Here is a 19,817-nt window from a genome sequence, read left to right as displayed (position 1 = left end):
GCGATCTATGGACTATCATCGGGTTCGGCGCTACTCAACGACCGCGCGCGGAAACGAACCCGGAGAATGCCGTGACGAGAGAAATTCCCGCAGTACCCACGTCGTGGGGCGAAGTCGTTGACAAAATAACCATTCTGGAAATCAAGAAGAAGAATATGACCGAGGAAAGGGCTCTTCTCAATGTCGAGAAGGAGCTCGCGATGCTTTCCGGCATGGTCGAAAGCGCCATCGCCGGCGATCCGGTTTTGTCCGACATGAAACGGGAACTGCTGGAGATCAACTCGCGCCTTTGGGTCATCGAGGACCGTATCCGCGAGAAGGAAGCCGACCGCGCGTTCGACGAGGAATTCATCGAGCTTGCGCGAAGCGTCTACCGCACCAATGATTTGCGGGCGGCCGTAAAGCGGCGCATCAATATCCACCTCATCTCTGAAATCCTCGAGGAAAAGAGCTACAAACCCTACTGAGCGAAGGCCGGCTACATTCCCTTGAGAAGGCCGTCGACGACGAGGCCGGCCGTCAGGATCAGGCCGGCGTCGCGGTTGGACTTGAAGAGCCTCAGGCAGAGGTCGCCGTCGTCGGCGTCGAATTTTTCCACCTGCCAGGCGAGATGGCGGGCAAAGCCGGCGAGGCCGACGAAGGCGACGATCCTCGCGTCGGCCAGATAGAAGGCCACCCCCAAGAGCAGCACGGCGGCGCCGTAGCAGACGGTGAGCAGCTTCGGCGTCGACCGCTCGAAATAGCGGGCCGTCGAGCCGAGGTCGATCAGCGCGTCGTCCTCGCGGTCCTGATGGGCGTAGATGGTGTCGTAGGCGAAGGTCCAGAGGATGGCCGCGGCATAGACGAGGAGGGCCGGCGCATCGAGCCGGCCGAACACCACGCTCCACCCCATCAGCCCGCCCCAGGAGAAGGACAGGCCGAGCACGAGCTGCGGGAAATGGGTGACCCGCTTCATGAACGGATAGATCACCACCGGCACCAGCGAGCAGAAGCCGAGAACGATCGAGAACCGGTCGAACTGCAGCAACACCGCAAGGCCGATCAGCGCCTGCAGCACCAGGAAGGCGGCGGCGCCACTGCCGCTGATCCGGCCCGACGGGATCGGCCGCGTCCGCGTCCGGGCCACGGCGGCGTCGATGTCCCGGTCGACGATGTCGTTGTAGGTGCAGCCGGCGCCGCGCATGGCGATGGCGCCGATCAGGAACAGCAGCGCATACCAGGGCGAGGGCACGGCGCGGCCGGCGGTTCCGCTCGCCAGCGCCAGCGACCACCAGCAGGGCAAGAGCAGCAGCCACCAGCCGATCGGCCGGTCCCACCGGGCAAGCTGCGCATAAGGCTTGAGGATGGCCGGCAGCCACCGGTCGACCCAGTTGCCGCGTTTGGCGTCGGGGATCACGATCTCGTCGGAATCAGGCGTGTTCATGGGAGAAGTCTAGCGCCGCGGCCGTCCCCGCGCGACAGCTTCCTCGCGCAAATCGGCTGGTATCAGCGTCCCCGGCCTTTCGTTCCATGACCCGCCATGGTAAGGCGCGCAGCATCGGTTCGGCGACGTTGGAGGCCCTCAGATGCACGTGCTCCTCATCGGTTCCGGCGGGCGCGAACACGCCATCGCCGCCGCTCTCCGCCGCTCGCCGAAGCTGACGCGCCTCACCTGCGCCCCCGGCAACGCCGGCATCGCCGCCATCGCCGACCTCGCCGCCGTCGATCCGGCCGACCATGCGGCGGTGATCGCCTTCTGCAAGGCCGAAAGCGTCGACTTCGTGGTGATCGGGCCGGAGGCGCCGCTGGTCGCCGGCCTCGTCGACGACCTGTCCACCGCCGGCATCAAGGCCTTCGGGCCGAAGAGGGAACCGGCCCGGCTCGAGGGCTCCAAGGCCTTCACCAAGGAACTCTGCACCGAGGCCGGCATTCCGACGGCCGCCTACGGACGCTTTTCCGATGCGGAGGCGGCTCGCGCCTATGTGCTCGGGCGCGGCGCGCCGATCGTCGTCAAGGCCGACGGTCTCGCCGCCGGCAAGGGCGTCGTCGTGGCGTCGTCCGTCGGGGAGGCGCTCGCCGCCGTCGACGCCTGCTTCTCCGGGGCCTTCGGGGCGGCCGGCGCCGAGGTGGTGATCGAGGACTGCCTCGTCGGCGAGGAGGCGAGCTTCTTCGCCATCACCGATGGCATCGACGTTCTGCCGCTCGCCGCCGCCCAGGACCACAAGCGGGTGGGCGACGGCGACCAGGGCCCCAACACCGGCGGCATGGGCGCCTATTCGCCGACGCCGGTGGTGGACGAGGCGATGGAGATGCGCATCATGGACGAGATCGTCGTGCCGACGGTGCGCTGTCTCGCCAGGCGCGGCACGCCCTTCGTCGGCGTGCTGTTCGCCGGCCTGATGATCGAGCGGGACGGCCCCAAGCTGATCGAATACAACGTCCGCTTCGGCGATCCCGAGACCGAGGTGCTGCTGCCGCGCCTCAAATCCGATCTTCTCGAACTGATGCTGGCCTCGGTCGAAGGCCGCCTGTCGGGCAACATCGCCAATTTCGACGAACGCACCGCCCTGACGGTGATGATGGCGGCGGACGGCTATCCCGGCAGCTATCGGAAGGGCAGCCGCATCGAGGGCCTCGACGAGGCCGCCGCCCTGCCGGACGTGTCGGTCTTCCATGCCGGCACCGCCGTAAATGACGGCGCGATCGTCGCGAACGGCGGCCGCGTGCTCGCCGTCACCGCGCTCGGCGACAGCGTTTCCGAGGCGCAGGCCAAGGCCTACGCGGCGGTCGACCGCGTTCGCTGGCCGGACGGCTTCTGCCGCCGCGACATCGGCTGGCGGGCGGTGGCGCGGGAAAAATCCGCTGGTTGACTACGCCCGGCCGCTGGTCGGCGACAGCGCGGCGAGGTCGACGCCCAGCGTGGCCAGTGCCCGGCGATAGCGGTCGCCGTCGGCGGCCGAGAAGATGATCTCGGGATCTGAATCGGTGGTGAGCCAGCCGTTGGCCTGGATCTCGCTTTCGAGCTGGCCCGGCGCCCAGCCGGCGTAGCCGAGCGTCAGCAGCGAATGCTCGGGGCCGCGCCCCTCGGCGATCGCTTTCAGGATTTCCACCGTCGCGGTCAGCGACAGGTCCTCGGAGATCGGCAGCGTCGACGCGTCGAGATGGAAGTCCGAGGTGTGCAGCACGAAGCCGCGGCCGGTATCGACCGGGCCGCCCTGATGCACGCGCATGGCCCGCGCCTCCGAAGGCAGGCGGATGCGCTTTTCGTCGGGGATGATCTCGAGCTGGACCAAGAGGTCGGGAAAAGACAGGTGGTCGAGCGGCTTGTTGATCACCAGCCCCATCGCCCCCTCGGCCGAATGGGCGCACATGTAGATCACCGCGCGCCCGAAATCGCCGTCGTCGAGCGCCGGCATGGCGATCAGGAACTTACCGTCGAGATAGGCTGCCTTTCCGGCCATGGTGCATCCAGGGGTTCGCCAAGGGTTCGCCAAGGGTTCGTATGGCTCCGATTGACCAATATGAACCGCCATGGCGATTATTCAAGGATGAAAGCGGCGAAGGGAGACGGCGCCCGCCATCTCCCGCTTGTTCCCCGCGCCGGATGGGCCGGATCGCCGCGCCGTCAGGCCGCCCGCAGCGTCACCAGAAATTCGTCCATGGCCCGGCGGAGTTCGCCGGCCTGCCCGGCGAGATCGTCGGCGGCCGACAGCACGGTGGCCGACACGGTGCTGGTGTGCTCGGAGGCCTGCCGGATGCCCTCGACGTTTTCCGAGACGGCGGCGGTGCCGCGCGCCGCTTCGCTGACGTTGTGGGCGATCTCGCTCGCCGCGCCGGCCTGCTGCTCGACGGCGGTGGCGATGGCGCCGGAGATCTCGGTCAGGCGGTAGATGATCTCGGCGATGGCGCCGATCGAGGCGGCCGACGTGCCGGTCGACGACTGGATGCCGCCGATCTGCCGGCCGATCTGCGAGGTGGCCTTCGATGTCTGGTCGGCGAGCTGCTTCACTTCGGCGGCGACGACGGCGAAGCCCTTGCCCGCTTCGCCGGCCCGCGCCGCCTCGATGGTGGCGTTAAGCGCCAGGAGGTTGGTCTGGCCGGCGATGCTGTCGATCAGTTCGACGATGGTGCCGATCTGGTCGGCGGCGGCCTGCAGGCTGCCGATGTTCTCGCGCGTGGCGGCGGCGGTTTCCCGGGCTTCCGTCGCCACCGAACCGGCGGTGGCGACGCGGGTGCCGATCTCGGTGATCGACGACGAGAGTTCCTCGGTGGCGCCGGCCACCGTCTGGACGTTGGCCGTCGCCTGGTTGGCGGCGGCGGCGGCCGAGGCGGCCTGCATCGCCGTTTCCTCGGCGTTGCCGGTCAGCGTTTCGGCCGAGCTGTGCAACAGGTCGATGGCGGCGACCACCCGCTCGAGAACGCCGCCGACGGTGGCCTCGAAGGCGACGGCCGTCTCCTCGCGCAGCCGCTGGCGCTCGGCGGCTTCCTCGGCGCCGCGCGCGGCGGCCTCGCGGGCCAGCTCGCCGACGCGGATGGCATTGGTCTTGAACACCTCGACGGCGGCGGCCATGGCGCCGATCTCGTCCCTGCGGCCGAGGCCGGGGATGGCCACCGAGGTGTCGTTGGCGGCGAGCCGCCCCATGGCGTCGGTCATCAGGGCCATCGGCCGGCCGAGGCGGACGCGGGTGATGACGGCGGCGGCAATCGCCAGCAGGAGGGTGACGGCGAGCATGGCGGCGTTGATGGCAAGCTGGCGCGTCGCGGCGACCGAATAGCGGTCGGCCTGCTCGCGGAGGGAGTCGATGGCCGCTCCCGCGACGTTTCCGACCGCCGCGGTCGCCTTGGCGCCCGCCTGGCGCCAGTCGTCGAACTTGACGCTCGGCGGCTGCCAGGAGGTCATCTTCTTGATCTGCTCGTCCTGCAGCTTGCGGAAGTCGCCGGCAAAGAAGGCGGCGTCGCCCGCCGCGAAGCTCTGCCTGACGGCCTCGGGAATGGTCGACGAGGCGACCATGTCGTGCACCAGTTCCCACAGCGATTGCGCCTGTTTCAGCGCGGCGGTGACCGGCGCCGCCTCGCCGTCGCGGAACGGGCGCTTCTCGGTGACGGCCGGCAGCATGCCGGTCACGGCGGTGCCGGCATAGCTGCGGGCGTTCCAGGCGAGCGCGCGGACGTTGGCCAGGGCGGCGAGTTCCGGCGCCATGGCCTGGATGCTGCCCTCGATGGCGCCGGTGGCATTGTCCATCGCGGCGAGGATGTCGCCGCCCTCGGCGAGATAGGTCTTGCCGAGCGCCTTGTCGCGTTCGGCGAGCGGCTTGCCGAGCTCGGCGTCGGCGGCCGCCCGCAGCTTGTCGAGCGCGTCCCGGCGCGCCTTGAGGTCGTCGAGCGTCGGCTTGAGGGTGGCGTCGTCGATCGTCTCCAGGCCGGCAATCGTCGCTTCGAGGCCGGTCGAGGTGGCGGCCCGCCGGTCGGTGATGGTCTTGACGGCGTCGCCGCTCTGCTCGGGCGGCAGGCCCAGCACCGAGGGCGTATCGCCGCGCTCGACCCGGAAGTTCGACACCGCCTCGAACAGGCTGCGCTCGATTCCGGTCAGCTTGCGGAGCGTTTCGGCCGTCGTCCAGGCCCGATAGGCGGTCCAGACGCCGTTGCCGGTCAGGGCCAGAAGGGCGAGGCTCAACGTCGCAATGACCAAGATGATCGACTTCTGTATCGACAGACGCATACTATCCTCGCCGACTTATACGAAAGGTGTATCCATCAAGCCCATCAGCCCTTAAGAAACAGAAAACATTGCCGATAATGACAAGGACGTCGGTCGCGGCGGCGGCGATTCCGACCACGACAATGTGATCCGCGGCCAACTGGTCCGTGCTTTTTCGTGGGGCGCGGCCGCCCCGCCCGATGCTATCTAGTCGCAGATGTTTCCTCGAGCCGAGACGACTGCCTTGAAGATATTGGCCCTGCTGAGACTTGTCTTCCTCCTGCCGCTGCTCGGCGGCCTTCCCGCCCACGCCTCGACCCTCGACGTGCCGGCGGCGGCGGCGCGCCTCGTCGTGGCCGGCGGCCTTGAAGGCGGCGCCTACCGGGCGGCCCTGGAGCTCGACCTGCCGGACGGCTGGCATACCTATTGGCGCAACCCCGGCGACGCCGGCATCCCGCCGATTTTCGACGTGGCCCGCAGCGACAACCTGAAGGACTTCACCGTCGACTATCCGGTGCCGGTTCGCCACAGCGATGGCGCCGGCACGTCGATGATCTACGAGGGGCGCCTTCTGCTGCCGATCCGGGCCGTGCCGGCGCGTCCCGGCGCGCCGGTGACGCTCATCGTCCGCGTGCTCTACGGCCTCTGCGCCGAGGTCTGCGTGCCGGCCGAGGCCGAGGTCGCGGCTCGTCTCGATCCGGCCGCTGCCGTTGATCAAGCGGCAAGCGACGATATAGCCGCCTTCGAGGCGCGTGTGCCGGCGCGGGTGGACGACGGCCGTCTCACCGTCGACCGTCTCGGCTTCGACGCCAGGACGGCGAGAGGCAGCGTCGATGTCTCGGTCGCCGACGACGGCCGCCTCGTCGATCTGTTCGTCACCGGTCCGGCCAAATGGTATGCCGCGCCCCCCGAGCTCGTCGGCAACGACGGCGGCCGCCGCCGCTTCACCGTTGCGCTGGAGGGGCCGTCGGGAGCGACAGGGACCGATGGCGTCGAGCTGAGTTTCGTCCTGGTCGAGACGGACCATGCCTACGAGATCGTCCGTCGCCTCGACGCTATGGCTGAATAGGTATATTCACGAGGCAACAGCCATCGAGAAAGGAAAAGGTCATGATCAAGGTCGGAGACAAGCTGCCCGCGTTCACCTTCCTGACGCCCACCGCCGATGGCGGCAGGAAGGAGATCACCACCGACGAAGTGTTCGCCGGCAAGAAGGTGATCCTGGTGGCGGTGCCGGGCGCCTTCACGCCGACCTGCTCGAAGAGCCACGTTCCCGGCTTCATCCAGAACTTCGACGAGATCAGGGCCAAGGGCGTCGACACCATCGCGGTGACGGCGGTCAACGACGCCTATGTGCTGGGCGCCTGGCGCGAGGCGCTCGGCGCCGGCGACAAGATCGTCTTCCTCGCCGACGCCGCGGCGGCCTTTGCCAAGGAGGTCGGCCTAGCTCTCGATCCGTCGCCCAGCATGGGCGTGCGGTCCAAGCGCTACGCGGCGATCGTCGAGGACGGCGTCGTGAAGGACTTGCAGGTCGAGGAAAAGTCCAGCGAGACCACCTGCTCGGCCGCGCCCAGCATTCTCGAAAAGCTCTGAGAGCCCTCAGGCGATCACCTCGATGATCGGACCGGCGCGCACCGGCGCGTCGGTCGTCTCCAGCCGGTCGCCGTCGATCTGCATGCGGATGCCCTCGCCGGAAAAGCGCACCTCGGTGACCGCCCGATCCTGAACCGTGGCGAGCCTGTCGAGGCGGCCGAGCGCCAGGGCGGTGGCGGCGCGTAGCAGCGTTGCCGGCCGGTCGTCGGCGAGCGTCACCAGGCGCAGTCCCGGCTTGGTGGCGCGGGTGTGGCGGGTGATGGCGAGCGGACCGCCGTAGAAGCGTGCGGTCGTCACCACGGCGATCCGACAGCGGATCGTCTCGCCGTCGGCGGTGACGGTGACGTCGCGACCGGTCCCGGCGAGCGCCAGCGTCAGGCCGCGCCAGCCATAGGCGATCTTGCCCCAGCGCCGCTTGAAGGGGGCGTCGACGGCGTGGACGATATCGGCGTCGAAGCCGGCCGACACCATCAGCGAGAACGGCCGCTCGCCCACCGTGCCGAGATACAATGGCGTCGTGCGACCGGCGGCGATACGCTCGGCCAGCTTTTCCGGCGAGAACGGCAGGCCGAGCTCGTGCGCCAGCACGTTGGCGGTGCCGAACGGCAGGATGGACAGGGCAGGGCCGTCGCCGCCGCGCCGGATGATGCCGGTGATCGCCTCGTTGATCGAACCGTCGCCGCCGCCGACCACCAGGGTGCGCACCGACGGCGAAAGCTCGGCGGCAATGTCGGCGAGCTCGCCGGGGTAACGGGTCAGCCAGATGTCGGACTTGAGACCGAGCCGGTCGAGCCGCTCGGCCAGCCGCATCAGGTGGCGGTAGTTGAAATTGCCGGCCACCGGGTTGGCGACGACGAGGATCGGCGCGGCTTCATGCGGCATCCGCGCCTCCGTCGGGCGGCACGTAGCCCGGCTTGAACGGCGCCATGCCGAAGCGGGCCAGCTCGTCGGCCCGCTCGTTCATGTCGTGGCCGGCGTGGCCCTTCACCCAGTGCCAGTCGACCGTGTGGCGCTGGCGGGCCGCTTCCAGCCGCTGCCAGAGGTCGGCGTTCTTCACCGGCTTCTTGTCGGCGGTTTTCCAGCCGTTCCGCTTCCAGCCGAAGATCCAGCCGGTAATGCCGCCCTTCACATACTGGCTGTCGGTGTAGAGATCGACGGCGCAGGGCCGCGTCAGGGCTTCGAGCGCCGCGCAGGCGGCGGTCAGCTCCATGCGGTTGTTGGTGGTGAGCGGCTCGCCGCCATAAAGTTCCTTGCGCTTGCCGCCATAGACCAGGATGGCCCCCCAGCCGCCCGGCCCGGGGTTTCCCGAGCAGGCGCCGTCGGTGTAGACGGTGACGCGCCTTGTCTCGCTCATGCGCCGGTTCCGGCAAGCTCGAGGCCGTAGGCGGTCGCCGTCGCCGCCGTCCGATGGAAGCGCAGCTTCCGGTAATATTCGAGCGGATCTTTCTTGCGGACCAGCGCGCCGGGCGGCGTCATCAGCCAATCATAAAGACGGGTGAGCAGGAAACGCAGCGCCGATCCGCGGCAGAGCACCGGCAGCGCCTCGATCTCGGCGTCGGTGAGCGGCCGGCCGGCGGCGTAGCCGGTGAGCATCGCCCGCCCCTTGGTGATGTTGAAGGCGCCGTCCGGCTCGAAGCACCAGGCGTTGAGGCAGATGGCGAGATCGTAGGCCAGGAAGTCGTTGCAGGCGAAGTAGAAGTCGATCAGCCCGGACAACTGCCCTTTCAGGAAGAACACGTTGTCGGGAAAGAGGTCGGCGTGGATGACGCCGTCCGGCAATCCTTTCGGCCAGTGCGCCGCGACGAAGGCGAGCTCGGTCTCGATCTCGCCGCCGAGCCCGGCGAGCACCTCGTCGGCGCGGTCGGCGCTGCCGGCGTAGAGCGGCGGCCAGCCGTCCGGCCCGAGGCCGTTGCGGCGGCGGATGGCGAAGCCCTCGCCGGCCTGGTGCAGGCGGGCCAGCGCCTCGCCCACCTGGCCGCAATGGCTCACCTCGGGCCGCTTCACCCACATGCCGTCGAGAAAGCTGACGATGGTGGCCGGCCGGCCGGCGAGGCGGCCGAGCGCCCGGCCGTCGCGATCGCGGATCGGCTCGGGGCAGTTGATGCCGCGGCCGGCCAGATGGTCCATCAGGCCGAGGAAGAACGGCAGGTCGGCCTCGTCCACCCGCTTCTCGTAGAGCGTCAGAATGAAGCGTCCCGCCTCGGTGCCGAGCAGGAAGTTGGAATTCTCGACGCCCTCGGCGATCCCCTTGCAGGAGACCAGCGCGCCGATGTCGTAGCGGGTCAGGAAATCGGAAAGTTCCTCGTCGGAAACATCCGTGTAGACGGCCATTCTAGAGCTCCGGGCCGCCCTGGTCGGCCATATCGCGCAAGGGACGCGGAAGGGTGAAGGCGATGGTTTCCTCGGCCGTCCGTACCGTTTCGACCGATACGTCGTAACGGGCGGCGAAGGCGTCGATGATTTCCTCGACCAGCACTTCCGGCGCCGAGGCGCCGGCGGTGATGCCCAGCGTCGCGATGCCGTCGAGCGCGGCCCAGTCGAGATCGGAGGCCCGCTGGATCAGGAAGGCGCGCGCGCAGCCCTCGCGGGCGGCCACTTCGCGCAGGCGCTGCGAGTTGGACGAGTTGGGCGCGCCGACCACCAGCATGGCGTCGACCTTGGGCGCCACCTCGCGCACCGCCGCCTGCCGGTTGGTGGTGGCGTAGCAGATGTCGCTCTTGTGCGGCGGCACGATGTCCGGGAAGCGAACGGTCAGCGCCTCGACGATCGTCCGCGTATCGTCGACCGACAGCGTGGTCTGCGACGTGTAGGACAGCACCGTGCCGGCCGGAAAGCTCAACCTGCCGACGTCGTCGACGGTCTCGATCAGCGTCACCGCCCCCTCGGGCAACTGCCCCATGGTGCCGATCACCTCGGGATGTCCGGCGTGGCCGATCAGGATGACGTGCCGGCCCTTCCTGTGGTGGATCTCGGCCTCGCGGTGCACCTTGGTGACCAGCGGGCAGGTGGCGTCGAGCTGGAAAAGATTGCGGGCCTGAGCGGCGGCCGGCACCGAGCGCGGCACGCCATGCGCCGAGAAGATCACCGGCTGGTCGGTGTCGGGGATCTCGTCGAGCTCCTCGACGAACACGGCGCCCTTGGCCCGCAGCTCTTCGACCACGTATTTGTTGTGGACGATTTCGTGCCGCACGTAGACCGGCGCGCCGTAGCGGGCGAGCGCCAGGTCGACGATCTGGATCGCCCGGTCGACGCCGGCGCAGAAGCCGCGCGGCGCGCAAAGCAGGATCTTGAGCTTCGGCAGCGACAACCGTGGTCCCTCTTGCTGGAGAAGCGGAATAGAAGTGTTTGCCCGGGGACTGTCAAGGGAAAGGCGGCGATCGCCCGCAGCCGCATCGCCGGCTGCCGGTGCCCGCCGACGCCGCGCGACGCGGCGTTTCGGAACGGGAATCGCCCCGAAGGGCGTCCGGCGCCGCGAGGCGCGGGGGGCGGATGCCCGACGAGGAACGACCGGCATGGAACGAGTCGCCAAGGCCGGGGCCGCATGCTATGGAAGCGGCGAAGCGGAGGTAACGCTCTCATGGTTTCTGTCGGTTTCAGCGGTAAGATTTTGACAGCATTGGCGCTTGCCACGGCGCTTTCGGCCTGTTCGTCGGGTGGCGGCTTCTCTCCTCGCTCATGGATTTCGGGTGGTCCCGATGCCAAGGCGGAACAGGAAACGCTGGAGAAGTTCGCGCCGGTCGCCGTCTGCCCCGACGTGCAGGTGCGCGACGGCACGCAGATGATGGCGGTGTTCGAGAAGGGCAAGGAAGGCGACTACAGCGCCATCCGCTTCCAGGGCACGATCCGCAAGTTCGCCCGCGAATGCCGTACCGATGTCTCCGGCACCACCACCGTCAAGGTGGGCGTGGCCGGCCGCCTGCTCGCCGGTCCCAACGGCGCGACCGGCGCCGCGACGCTGCCGGTGCGCGTCGTGCTGGTGCGCAACGGCGACGAGGTGCTCTACTCCAAGCTCTATCCGCTGGACGTCACCATAGCGCCGGGCTCGGCCGCCGCCGACTGGGACCTGGTGGCGCCCGACGTCGTGGTTGCCGGCGACAAGAGCCAGGGCAACTTCGTCATCTACGTCGGCTTCGACGAGAGCAAGAAGAAGTAGGAATCGACCGAAGCCGCCCCAGGCGGCTTCCGGCGCCCGCGGGGAGCGAAAACCCAAGCTGCCTGCCCTGGCATCGACGCCGGTAACGAACGGCTGCGTACATGCCGGAGCCTTATATGCCCCTCTCGCCCTTTCCGGCCCGAGGTCCTACGCCTTCGCGTAGGATGACAATTTATAATAGGTTATGTACCTGTTTCCTATATATAATTCTGTCATCCTACGCGAAGGCGTAGGACCTCGGGCAGAATGGGACGGGCGGCATATATAGATCGCCGTGCCGAGCATCAGAGTGAAGGATACCCGAAGCCGCCCCTGCGGCTTCCGGCGCCAAGTGGCGCCGCGCGCAGCGGGTCTTTCGTGGCGAAGCCCCGAAAGACGCAAAGCGGAGCGGAAGCCAAGGGCGGGACGCCCGCCGGCGCCTGAGGCACGAAAAAAAGAACTCGATTGAAATTCCGCCGCTGACAGGTCATGCTGGCGGCTGTTCGGGAAAGTCGTGCCCGGACGCGGAATCGCAAGGTTCCGAGACGCTGCGCGGGAGAGACCGACGGTGGTTACCGTCGGCGCCGAAGGAGCAACCGCCCCGGAAACTCTCAGGCAAAAGGACCGCTCGCAGCGGGCGACGCTCTGGAAAGCAGGCGAGGCCCAGGCCTCGACTCACCGAAGGAGTAACCCGGACAGGGCGTCCGGGGAAATCTCTCAGGTTACGTGACAGAGGGGGCGCGGACATGACGAAGCCCGTCGTCCGCCCACCTCTAGCCGGAGCCGACCGCATGACGACACCCGTCCATGCCGATCACGACCCGCATTCCAACGCCGCGCCGCTCAAGACGCCGCTCCACGACGCTCACGTGGCGCTCGGTGCCCGCATGGTGCCGTTCGCCGGCTACCTGATGCCGGTGCAATACGAAGGCATTCTCGCCGAACACGCCCACTGCCGCGCGGCGGCCGGCCTGTTCGACGTGTCGCACATGGGGCAGGCGACGCTGCGCGGACCCGACCACCCGACGGTCGCCCGCGCCCTCGAGGCGCTGGTGCCGGCCGATATCCTTGGCCTCGAACCGGGCCGGCAGCGCTATTCGCAACTGCTCAACGAGCGCGGCGGCATCCTCGACGATCTGATGGTGCATCGCGCTCCCGGCGCCGACGGTACGCTCGGCCTGGTGGTCAATGCCGCCTGCAAGGTCGCGGACTACGCCCATATCGCCGCCCGGCTGCCCGACGGCATACTGCTAGAGATTCACGAAGAGCGGGCGCTCATTGCCCTGCAAGGTCCCGAGGCGGTGAACGTGCTGGTGTCGCTCGGCGCCGACGTCGCCGGCTGGGACTTCATGGACGTCGGCCCGGCGAGCATCGCCGGCATTCCGGCCGTCCTGTCCCGCTCCGGCTATACCGGCGAGGACGGCTTCGAGATCTCGGTCCATGCCGACACCGTCGCCGGCCTGTGGGAAATTCTGCTGCGCGATCCTCGCGTCCGGCCGATCGGTCTCGGCGCCCGCGATTCGCTGCGTCTCGAGGGCGGGCTCTGTCTCTACGGCCATGACATCGACGAGACGACGACGCCGGTCGAGGCCGGCCTGCTCTGGTCGATCCAGAAGCGCCGCCGTGAGGAAGGCGGCTTTCCCGGCGCCGATATCGTCCGCGCGCAGATCGCCGAGGGCGTCGCCCGCAAGCGCGTCGGCATCCGGCCGGACGGCCGCGCGCCGGCCCGCGATGGCGCCGAGATCGTCGACGAAAACGGCGTCGCCATCGGCATCGTCACCTCCGGCGGCTTCGGCCCGACGGTCGGCGGCCCGATCGCCATGGGCTACGTCGCCGCCGTCCATGCCCGGCCGGGCACGCGGATCGGGCTGGTGGTGCGCGGCAAGGCGCTGCCGGCCGAGGTCGTTTCCCTTCCCTTCGTTCCGGCGCGCTTTTACCGCGCGCCCAAATAAAGCTTCCAGAGACAGCAGGGCAAAGCCATGACCAAGTATTACACCGAAGAGCACGAGTGGATTTCCGTGACCGGCAATGTCGCCACCCTCGGCATCACCGATTATGCGCAGGCCCAGCTCGGCGACGTGGTGTTCGTCGAGGTGCCGACCGTCGGCCGCAAGGTGAAGAAGGGCGAGGAGACGGCGGTCGTCGAGAGCGTCAAGGCGGCGAGCGAGGTCTATTCGCCGGTCACCGGCACGGTCGTCGAGGCCAACGACCCGCTCGCCGACAGCCCGATCACCGTCAACGAGGATCCCGAGGGCGCCGGCTGGTTCTGCCGGATCGAGATGTCCGATGCCGCCGAGCTCGAGGTCCTGATGGACGAAGCCGCCTACAAGGCCTTCGTCGCGGGGCTCTGAGCCCGGTAGAGCTTTTCCGAAGCGTTGTGTTTCCCACCCCTCTCTCCAGCTCTCCCCCACAAGGGGGGAGAGGGCTCGTTGAGCTGAATGGCTCGAACTTCCCGACCATGAAGTTCTGGCCGGAACCAAGCGGCGCCCTCTCCCCCCTTGTGGGGGAGAGTTGGAGAGAGGGGTGAACACGACCTCTCAAGGAAGAGCATCCGACCACGCCTCCTGGAGCCTATCCCATGCGCTATCTTCCCCTTTCCGACGTCGACCGGGCCGACATGCTGGCCGCCATCGGCGTATCGTCGATCGACGATCTGTTCGCCGACCTGCCGGCCGAAAAACGCCTCGCCGCGCTGCCGAGCCTGCCGCCGCACGCCAGCGAGCAGGCGGTCGCCCGTCGCCTCGGCGTCATGGCGGCGAAGAACACATCCGCCGGCGCGGTGCCGTTCTTCGTCGGCGCCGGCGCCTACCGGCACCACGTTCCGGCTACCGTCGATCACCTGATCCAGCGCTCGGAATTCCTGACCAGCTACACGCCCTACCAGCCGGAAATCGCGCAAGGGACGCTGCAGGTGCTGTTCGAGTTCCAGACGCAGGTCGCCCGCCTCACCGGCATGGAGGTCGCCAACGCCTCGATGTACGACGGCTCGACGGCGCTGGCCGAGGCGGTGCTGATGGCCCATCGCATCACCCGGCGCGATCGGGCGCTGCTGTCCGGCGGCGTCCATCCGCATTATCGCGGCGTGGTCGAGACGGTGACGCGGTTCCCCGGCCACACGGTGGAAAGCCTGCCGCCTGACCTGTCGGGCACCGAGGAAATCCTCGCGGCCATCGACGAGACGACCTCCTGCGTCGTCGTGCAGTCGCCGTCCTTCTACGGCCATCTCTACGACCTGAAGCCGATCGCCGAAAAGGCCCACGCCGTCGGCGCGCTGCTGATCGCCGTGTTCACCGAGGTGGTGTCGCTCGGCCTGATCGAGCCGCCGGGCGCGCAAGGCGCCGACATCGTGGTCGGCGAGGGGCAATCGCTCGGCAATCCGCTCACGTTCGGCGGCCCCTATGTCGGCCTGTTCGCGACGCGCCAGAAATACGTCCGCCAGATGCCCGGCCGCCTCTGCGGCGAGACGGTGGACGCCGACGGCCGGCGCGCCTTCGTGCTGACGCTGTCGACGCGCGAGCAGCATATCCGCCGCGAGAAGGCGACCTCCAACATCTGCACCAACGCCGGCCTCTGCGCGCTGGCCTTCTCGATCCACCTGACGCTGTTGGGCGGCACGGGGCTGACGAAGCTCGCCCGCCTCAACCACGCCAACGCCGTGAGGCTCGCCGATATGCTGGCCGCGCTGCCCGGCGTCGAATTGCTCAATAGCGCCTTCTTCAACGAGTTCGCCCTGCGTTTGCCGAAAAGCGCCGGCGGCGTCGTCGAGGCGCTGGCCGCCCGGGGCATCCTCGCCGGCGTGCCGGCAAGCCGGCTCGAGCCGAACCGGCCGGAGCTCGACAACGTGCTGGTCGTCGCCGCCACCGAGGTCAACACCGACGAGGACAGGGCAGCGCTGGCGGCCGCTCTCAAGGGGGCGCTGGCATGACCGACCGGCGCCCGACCGACAGCGGCGAGCCGTGGGACAAGGAGAATGCTCCCGTCGCCCGGCACCGCTTCTTCAGCGACAGCCCGGTGAAGACGCCGAGCCGCTACCGCAGCTTCCTGCTTTCGACGCTGTTCACCTTCGGAGGTGACCGATGACCATGAATAACGTGGGCCGCCCGACGGCGCCCGTTGCCGCCGAAACTGCCGCCACCGCATCCACCTTCACCGGCAACCGGGGTCTCGACATCGAGGAGCCGCTGCTGTTCGAGGCCGGCCGGCCGGATGCCACCGGCGTCGATTTCGAGGATGCCGGCGCGTTCGAGCCGCGGCTCGGCACGCTTGCCCGCACGGCGCCCGTCGATCTTCCCGGCCTCAGCGAGCCGGAGACCATGCGCCACTACGTGCGCCTCTCCCGCCAGAACTACGCCATCGACCTCGGGCTCTACCCGCTCGGCTCTTGCACCATGAAGCACAACCCGCGCCTCAACGAGGCGATGGCGCGCCTGCCTGGGTTTGCCGACGTGCATCCGCTGCAGCCGCTGTCGACGGCGGCCGGCGCCGTGGAACTCATCGCCGAGCTCGGCCGCTGGCTGTTGGAGCTCACCGGCATGGCCTCGGTCGCCATGAGCCCCAAGGCCGGCGCCCATGGCGAGATGTGCGGCATGGCGGCGATCAAGGCGGCGATCGCCGATCGTGGCGAGGCGCGCGACGTGGTGCTGGTGCCGGAATCGGCGCATGGCACCAATCCGGCGACGGCCGCCCAGCTCGGTTTCCGCGTCGTCGGCGTGCCGGCGCGCGCCGACGGCACCGTCGATCCGGAGGAGGTCAGGAAGCGCCTCGGCCCCGAGGTGGCGGCCATCATGCTGACCAATCCCAACACCTGCGGCCTGTTCGAGCGCGACATCGTCGAGATCGCCGAGGCGGCGCACGCCGCCGGCGCCTATTTCTACGCCGACGGCGCCAACTTCAACGCCATCGTCGGCAAGGTCCGGCCGGGCGACCTCGGCGTCGACGCCATGCACATCAACCTGCACAAGACCTTCTCGACGCCGCACGGCGGCGGCGGTCCCGGCGCCGGCCCGGTGGTGCTGTCCGACCGCCTCGCGCCCTATGCGCCGGTGCCCTTCGTGCGCTTCGGCGAGGACGGCGCGGCCGAATTCGTCGAGACGCGCAAGGCCGCCGGCGATCGGGGGCTGAAGCCGTTCGGCCGCATCACCGCCTTCCATGGTCAGATGGGCATGTTCGTGCGGGCGCTCGCCTATATGCTGAGCCACGGCGCCGACGGCCTCAGGCAGGCGTCGGAGGATGCGGTGCTCGCCGCCAACTACGTCAAGGCGCGGCTTGCCGACGTGATGACGGTGGCTTTCCCGGAACGGCCGGCCATGCACGAGGTGCTGTTCGACGATCGCTTCCTGGAGGGCACCGGCGTCACGACGCTCGATTTCGCCAAGGCGATGATCGACGAGGGCTACCACCCGATGACCATGTATTTCCCGCTGGTCGTTCATGGCGCCCTGCTGATCGAGCCGACCGAGTCGGAATCGAAGGCGAGCCTCAACCAGTTCATCGGCATGCTGCGGCATCTGGCCGAGAAGGCGAGGGCGGGGGAGGCCGGCGCTTTCAAGGCCGCGCCGCGGTTGGCGCCGCGCCGCCGCGTCGACGAGACTTTGGCCGCCCGCCAGCCGAAGCTCGTCTACTAAAGCATCTGACCGAAAAGTGGAATCCGGTTTTCGGAAAATCAGATGCAAAACAAGAGACTAGATCGTCACCGTGTGTCCGTCAGGACGCAGGGTGACGATCTAGGGCTGACCGACATTGGAACGGCGGCCTCGGCCGCCGTTTCCGCCTGAAAACCGCGACCGATTTCATGTGACGGCTTGCCAGACGGGCCGTTTCGACGCACCCTCCCGGATACCCCCCTTTCCCGGGAGCACGCCCATGGCGATCGGCCCGCTGCCGCCGGTGATCAGCGAAATCCAGGCGAACTCCGGTCAGCCGGGCAAGACGCTCGCCCAACAGACGGCCGCCGGCTCGCTTGTCGACCTCCAGGCGGCGGCGACGGCCGAGCCGGCCACCGCCATCCTTCCCGAAACCACGTTGATCGAAAGAGCGGTGGCCGAGGCGCTGGGCCGCCAGGGCGGGCTGGCGCCGCTCTACGCCACGCTGGCCGGGCTCGCCGACGCGCCGGAGCTGCCCGACGCGGTGAAGGCGGCGATCAACGCCGTCCTGGCCTTCCGCCTCGGCGATGGCGACGTGACGCCCGAGCGGGTCGCCGAGGCGATCCGCTCGTCGGGCGTATTCCACGAGGCGGTGGCGGCCGGCAGGATGGCGGCGGCCCTGTCGCCCGCCGTCCGGCAGGCGCTCGGCGGCGCACCGGAGGACCGGCGGCAGGCGACGGCCCGTCCCGCGACGCCAACCACGGCCGCGCCGGCGACGACGCCGGCCGCCGCGAGACAGGCCCCGGCCGTCCCGGCGCCCGCGCCGCCGATCGTCGGTGCGCCGGCAGCGGCCGCCCAGGCCTATGGCCGGCAGGGCGGCCTGCCGGCATCGACGGCCGCGCCGATTGCCCCACAGGTTTCAAGTGCCGGCAATGCGGCCGGCCCATCCGCCATGCCCGGAGCTCCGGCCGCGACGGTTGCCGCCGCTCCGGCAGCCAGCCTCGCCGCACCGTCGGCGGCTGGAGGAACGTCACCGGTTGTGGCCGCGGCAACGACCGTCCCGCCGTCCCCACTGCTACCAACTGTCCAGGTCGCTCGCGACGCTTCGGCGCCGACATCGGCGCAGGTCCCCTCGACCGGTGGCGCCGGAGCCCAACCGGCGCCGACGACTACGGCCGGAGCGGCGCCCTCCTCGCCAACAGTGCTGGCGACGCCTGCGGTTGCCGGCCAGCCTGCCAATCCGCCGCCCCCTGCTTCCGGCGGCGTCCCGCCGTCTACGGCTTCCTCGCTGCCGGCGTCCGAACCGCCGGAAGTTCAAGCACCAACTCAGCCGTCACCGGCGGCTTCGCCGGCATCGCCCGCCAATGCATCGGCGTCTTCCCGCTCGTTTGCACCCTGGACACCGGGCCGGCCGCTGACACCCGCCGCGCCGATGGCTGCATCCCCGGCGCCCGCCGGATCGTCCGCCGATGTGGGGCGTCCCGCGTCGCCGCCTTCGGTGATCGCTTCCGAGGGCGGCGAAACGCCTGTTTCTCGTCCTGCCGGCGAGAGGGCTCCCTTCGTTCCTTCCGATGTGGAGAGCTTGCCGAGGGTCGTGCCGGGACCGGCCGCGCCGCGACCGGCGGCCGCTCCGGTGGCGTCGTCCGTCGTGCCGGACGCACCGGCACAGCCGGGTGCCACGCCGTCTGCCGCTTCGCCGCAGCCTGTCGCGTCCCAGCAGGCGGCGGGGCAGGCGTCCTCCCAGGTTGGGCAACCGGCTACGCCCCAGGCCCGTCCGGCCGCGCCGGCCGTTGCCGAAGTGGCCGCGCCGCCGGTCCGGCAGCCCACCCTGCCAACGGCGGCGATGCCGCCGGCGGCTGGCGTCGACCTCAAGGGCGCGCTGGAGGTGCTCCGCCGCGAGCTGGTCGCCTGGCTCGGCCGCAACGCCGACGTGATGGCCAGTCTCGACGGTGCCGGCGACGACGCGGCGGCACCGCGCATCGACCGGCCGCCGCCGCCGCGCAAGGGCGGCCCCGTGCGCGGCCAGCCGGCCGTGCCGCTTGTCGGGGAAGACGCGAGCGAGGCGGTCCCGACCGAAACGCTGGCCGGTCGCGCGCTCGGCGAGGCGGAGCGCTCGCTGTCGCGCGTCTTCCTGCATCAGGCGGCCACCGCCGACGGCCGCGACGCGAAAGCCGCGCAACCGACGCCGGCGTTGATGCTCGAAATTCCCATCGCCGGGCCGAACGGCACGTCGGTCGCCCAGCTCCGCATCGAACGCGACGACCACGCACCGAGCGAGCCCGGCGCGCCGCCGCGCCGGGTGTTCCAGGTGGATATCGCCTTCGACATCGCCCCCCTCGGGCCCGTCGCCGTGCGGGTGGGCCTGATGGACGGGCGGCGCGTGGCCGTCGGCGTCTGGTGCGAGAGCGACGACGGCCTGGTCCGCATGGAGGCGGAGCGCGAGAATATCGTACTGGGCCTCGAGCAGGAGGGCATGGTGGTGGCCGGCGTCGACCTGCATCGCGGCCATCCGCCCGAGGGCCGCGACGAAACGGCGGCCGCGGCCAGCCATCGCCTGGATCTTCAGCTATGAGCGACAAGGACGTCCGCAAGGCGGTAGCCCTGCAATACGCCGCGCCGGAAGCGCCGAAAGTGGTCGCCACCGGCAAGGGCGCCGTTGCCGAGGCGATCGTCGACAAGGCGCGGGAAGCGGGCGTGCCGGTGGAGGAAAATCCGGCGCTCGCCGAGGCGCTGTCGACGCTGAAGCTCGACGAGACGATCCCGGTCGACCTCTACAAGGCCGTGGCGGCGGTGATCGCCGCCGTGCTCAGGGCGGCGAAGAAGGCGTGAGACG

The 19,817-nt window shown here is 69.4% G+C and carries 19 protein-coding genes and 1 riboswitch; of the genes, 12 read left to right on the top strand and 7 right to left on the bottom strand.

Annotation, left to right across the window (positions count from 1 at the left end; genetic code table 11):
- Positions 1-71 precede the first annotated feature (71 nt).
- Complete coding sequence (locus CJ014_RS09610; protein WP_245427227.1) at positions 72-467, top strand: DUF6165 family protein; 396 nt, start codon at positions 72-74, stop codon at positions 465-467.
- A gap of 11 nt (positions 468-478) precedes the next feature.
- Here the strand turns inward: CJ014_RS09610 and ubiA are convergent, their stop codons facing one another.
- Positions 479-1,423 carry a 4-hydroxybenzoate octaprenyltransferase gene (ubiA, locus tag CJ014_RS09605; protein ID WP_100080257.1) on the bottom strand — a complete coding sequence of 315 codons (945 nt, stop codon included), beginning with the start codon at positions 1,421-1,423 and terminating at the stop codon, positions 479-481.
- Between the two features lie 142 nt (positions 1,424-1,565).
- Between ubiA and purD the strand changes: the two genes are divergently transcribed.
- Positions 1,566-2,849 carry a phosphoribosylamine--glycine ligase gene (gene purD, locus CJ014_RS09600; RefSeq protein WP_100080256.1) on the top strand — a complete coding sequence of 428 codons (1,284 nt, stop codon included), beginning with the start codon at positions 1,566-1,568 and terminating at the stop codon, positions 2,847-2,849.
- Here purD and CJ014_RS09595 read toward each other — a convergent pair whose 3' ends face one another.
- Both CJ014_RS09595 and CJ014_RS09590 read right to left on the bottom strand, forming a co-directional pair.
- Positions 2,850-3,440: a YqgE/AlgH family protein gene (locus CJ014_RS09595; protein ID WP_100080255.1), complete on the bottom strand. Its 591-nt coding sequence runs from the start codon at positions 3,438-3,440 to the stop codon at positions 2,850-2,852.
- Between the two features lie 164 nt (positions 3,441-3,604).
- On the bottom strand, positions 3,605-5,698 hold the full coding sequence (locus tag CJ014_RS09590) for a methyl-accepting chemotaxis protein (RefSeq protein WP_100080254.1): 2,094 nt from the start codon (positions 5,696-5,698) through the stop codon (positions 3,605-3,607).
- 223 nt (positions 5,699-5,921) lie between these two features.
- Between CJ014_RS09590 and CJ014_RS09585 the strand changes: the two genes are divergently transcribed.
- Both CJ014_RS09585 and CJ014_RS09580 read left to right on the top strand, forming a co-directional pair.
- Positions 5,922-6,746: a protein-disulfide reductase DsbD domain-containing protein gene (locus tag CJ014_RS09585; RefSeq protein ID WP_165790807.1), complete on the top strand. Its 825-nt coding sequence runs from the start codon at positions 5,922-5,924 to the stop codon at positions 6,744-6,746.
- Positions 6,747-6,787: 41 nt separating this feature from the next.
- Positions 6,788-7,270: a peroxiredoxin gene (locus tag CJ014_RS09580; protein WP_100080252.1), complete on the top strand. Its 483-nt coding sequence runs from the start codon at positions 6,788-6,790 to the stop codon at positions 7,268-7,270.
- A 6-nt stretch (positions 7,271-7,276) separates the two neighbouring features.
- On the opposite strand, the gene CJ014_RS09575 is transcribed toward CJ014_RS09580, so the two are convergent.
- The 4 genes from CJ014_RS09575 to ispH are packed head-to-tail and all read right to left on the bottom strand — an operon-like array spanning position 7,277 to position 10,577.
- Positions 7,277-8,152, bottom strand: a complete 876-nt coding sequence (locus tag CJ014_RS09575) for a diacylglycerol/lipid kinase family protein (RefSeq protein WP_100080251.1) — start codon at positions 8,150-8,152, stop codon at positions 7,277-7,279.
- Positions 8,142-8,624 carry a ribonuclease HI gene (gene rnhA, locus CJ014_RS09570; RefSeq protein WP_100080250.1) on the bottom strand — a complete coding sequence of 161 codons (483 nt, stop codon included), beginning with the start codon at positions 8,622-8,624 and terminating at the stop codon, positions 8,142-8,144. Before rnhA ends, CJ014_RS09575 begins: the two co-directional genes overlap by 11 nt.
- Positions 8,621-9,601, bottom strand: a complete 981-nt coding sequence (locus CJ014_RS09565; protein ID WP_100080249.1) for a homoserine kinase — start codon at positions 9,599-9,601, stop codon at positions 8,621-8,623. Before CJ014_RS09565 ends, rnhA begins: the two co-directional genes overlap by 4 nt.
- Position 9,602: 1 nt before the next feature.
- On the bottom strand, positions 9,603-10,577 hold the full coding sequence (gene ispH, locus CJ014_RS09560) for a 4-hydroxy-3-methylbut-2-enyl diphosphate reductase (protein ID WP_245427225.1): 975 nt from the start codon (positions 10,575-10,577) through the stop codon (positions 9,603-9,605).
- Between the two features lie 270 nt (positions 10,578-10,847).
- Between ispH and CJ014_RS09555 the strand changes: the two genes are divergently transcribed.
- From CJ014_RS09555 to CJ014_RS09525, 8 genes are all read left to right on the top strand, one after another.
- The gene (locus CJ014_RS09555; protein WP_133121833.1) at positions 10,848-11,423 is read left to right on the top strand and encodes a hypothetical protein; all 576 of its coding nucleotides are present in this window, start codon (positions 10,848-10,850) and stop codon (positions 11,421-11,423) included.
- Between the two features lie 522 nt (positions 11,424-11,945).
- Positions 11,946-12,039, top strand: a riboswitch (glycine riboswitch).
- Between the two features lie 154 nt (positions 12,040-12,193).
- Complete coding sequence (gene gcvT / locus CJ014_RS09550) at positions 12,194-13,354, top strand: glycine cleavage system aminomethyltransferase GcvT (protein ID WP_100080246.1); 1,161 nt, start codon at positions 12,194-12,196, stop codon at positions 13,352-13,354.
- 27 nt (positions 13,355-13,381) lie between these two features.
- The gene (gene gcvH, locus CJ014_RS09545) at positions 13,382-13,753 is read left to right on the top strand and encodes a glycine cleavage system protein GcvH (protein WP_100080245.1); all 372 of its coding nucleotides are present in this window, start codon (positions 13,382-13,384) and stop codon (positions 13,751-13,753) included.
- Between the two features lie 227 nt (positions 13,754-13,980).
- Positions 13,981-15,327: an aminomethyl-transferring glycine dehydrogenase subunit GcvPA gene (gene gcvPA / locus CJ014_RS09540; RefSeq protein WP_100080244.1), complete on the top strand. Its 1,347-nt coding sequence runs from the start codon at positions 13,981-13,983 to the stop codon at positions 15,325-15,327.
- Positions 15,324-15,482 carry a hypothetical protein gene (locus tag CJ014_RS27825; protein WP_165790806.1) on the top strand — a complete coding sequence of 53 codons (159 nt, stop codon included), beginning with the start codon at positions 15,324-15,326 and terminating at the stop codon, positions 15,480-15,482. The genes gcvPA and CJ014_RS27825 overlap by 4 nt, the downstream gene beginning before the upstream one ends.
- Positions 15,479-17,026, top strand: a complete 1,548-nt coding sequence (gene gcvPB / locus CJ014_RS09535) for an aminomethyl-transferring glycine dehydrogenase subunit GcvPB (protein WP_100080243.1) — start codon at positions 15,479-15,481, stop codon at positions 17,024-17,026. The genes CJ014_RS27825 and gcvPB overlap by 4 nt, the downstream gene beginning before the upstream one ends.
- A 238-nt stretch (positions 17,027-17,264) precedes the next feature.
- A complete protein-coding gene (locus CJ014_RS09530) occupies positions 17,265-19,556 on the top strand; it encodes a hypothetical protein (protein WP_100080242.1) in 2,292 nt (763 codons plus the stop codon).
- Positions 19,553-19,813 (top strand): EscU/YscU/HrcU family type III secretion system export apparatus switch protein, encoded by a 261-nt coding sequence (locus tag CJ014_RS09525; protein WP_100080241.1) that lies wholly within the window; start codon positions 19,553-19,555, stop codon positions 19,811-19,813. Before CJ014_RS09530 ends, CJ014_RS09525 begins: the two co-directional genes overlap by 4 nt.
- Positions 19,814-19,817 lie beyond the last annotated feature (4 nt).

The sequence above is a fragment of the Pleomorphomonas carboxyditropha genome, from assembly GCF_002770725.1.
Taxonomy (GTDB): Bacteria; Pseudomonadota; Alphaproteobacteria; order Rhizobiales; family Pleomorphomonadaceae; genus Pleomorphomonas; species Pleomorphomonas carboxyditropha.
This window is presented reverse-complemented; position numbering and strand designations above follow the sequence as displayed.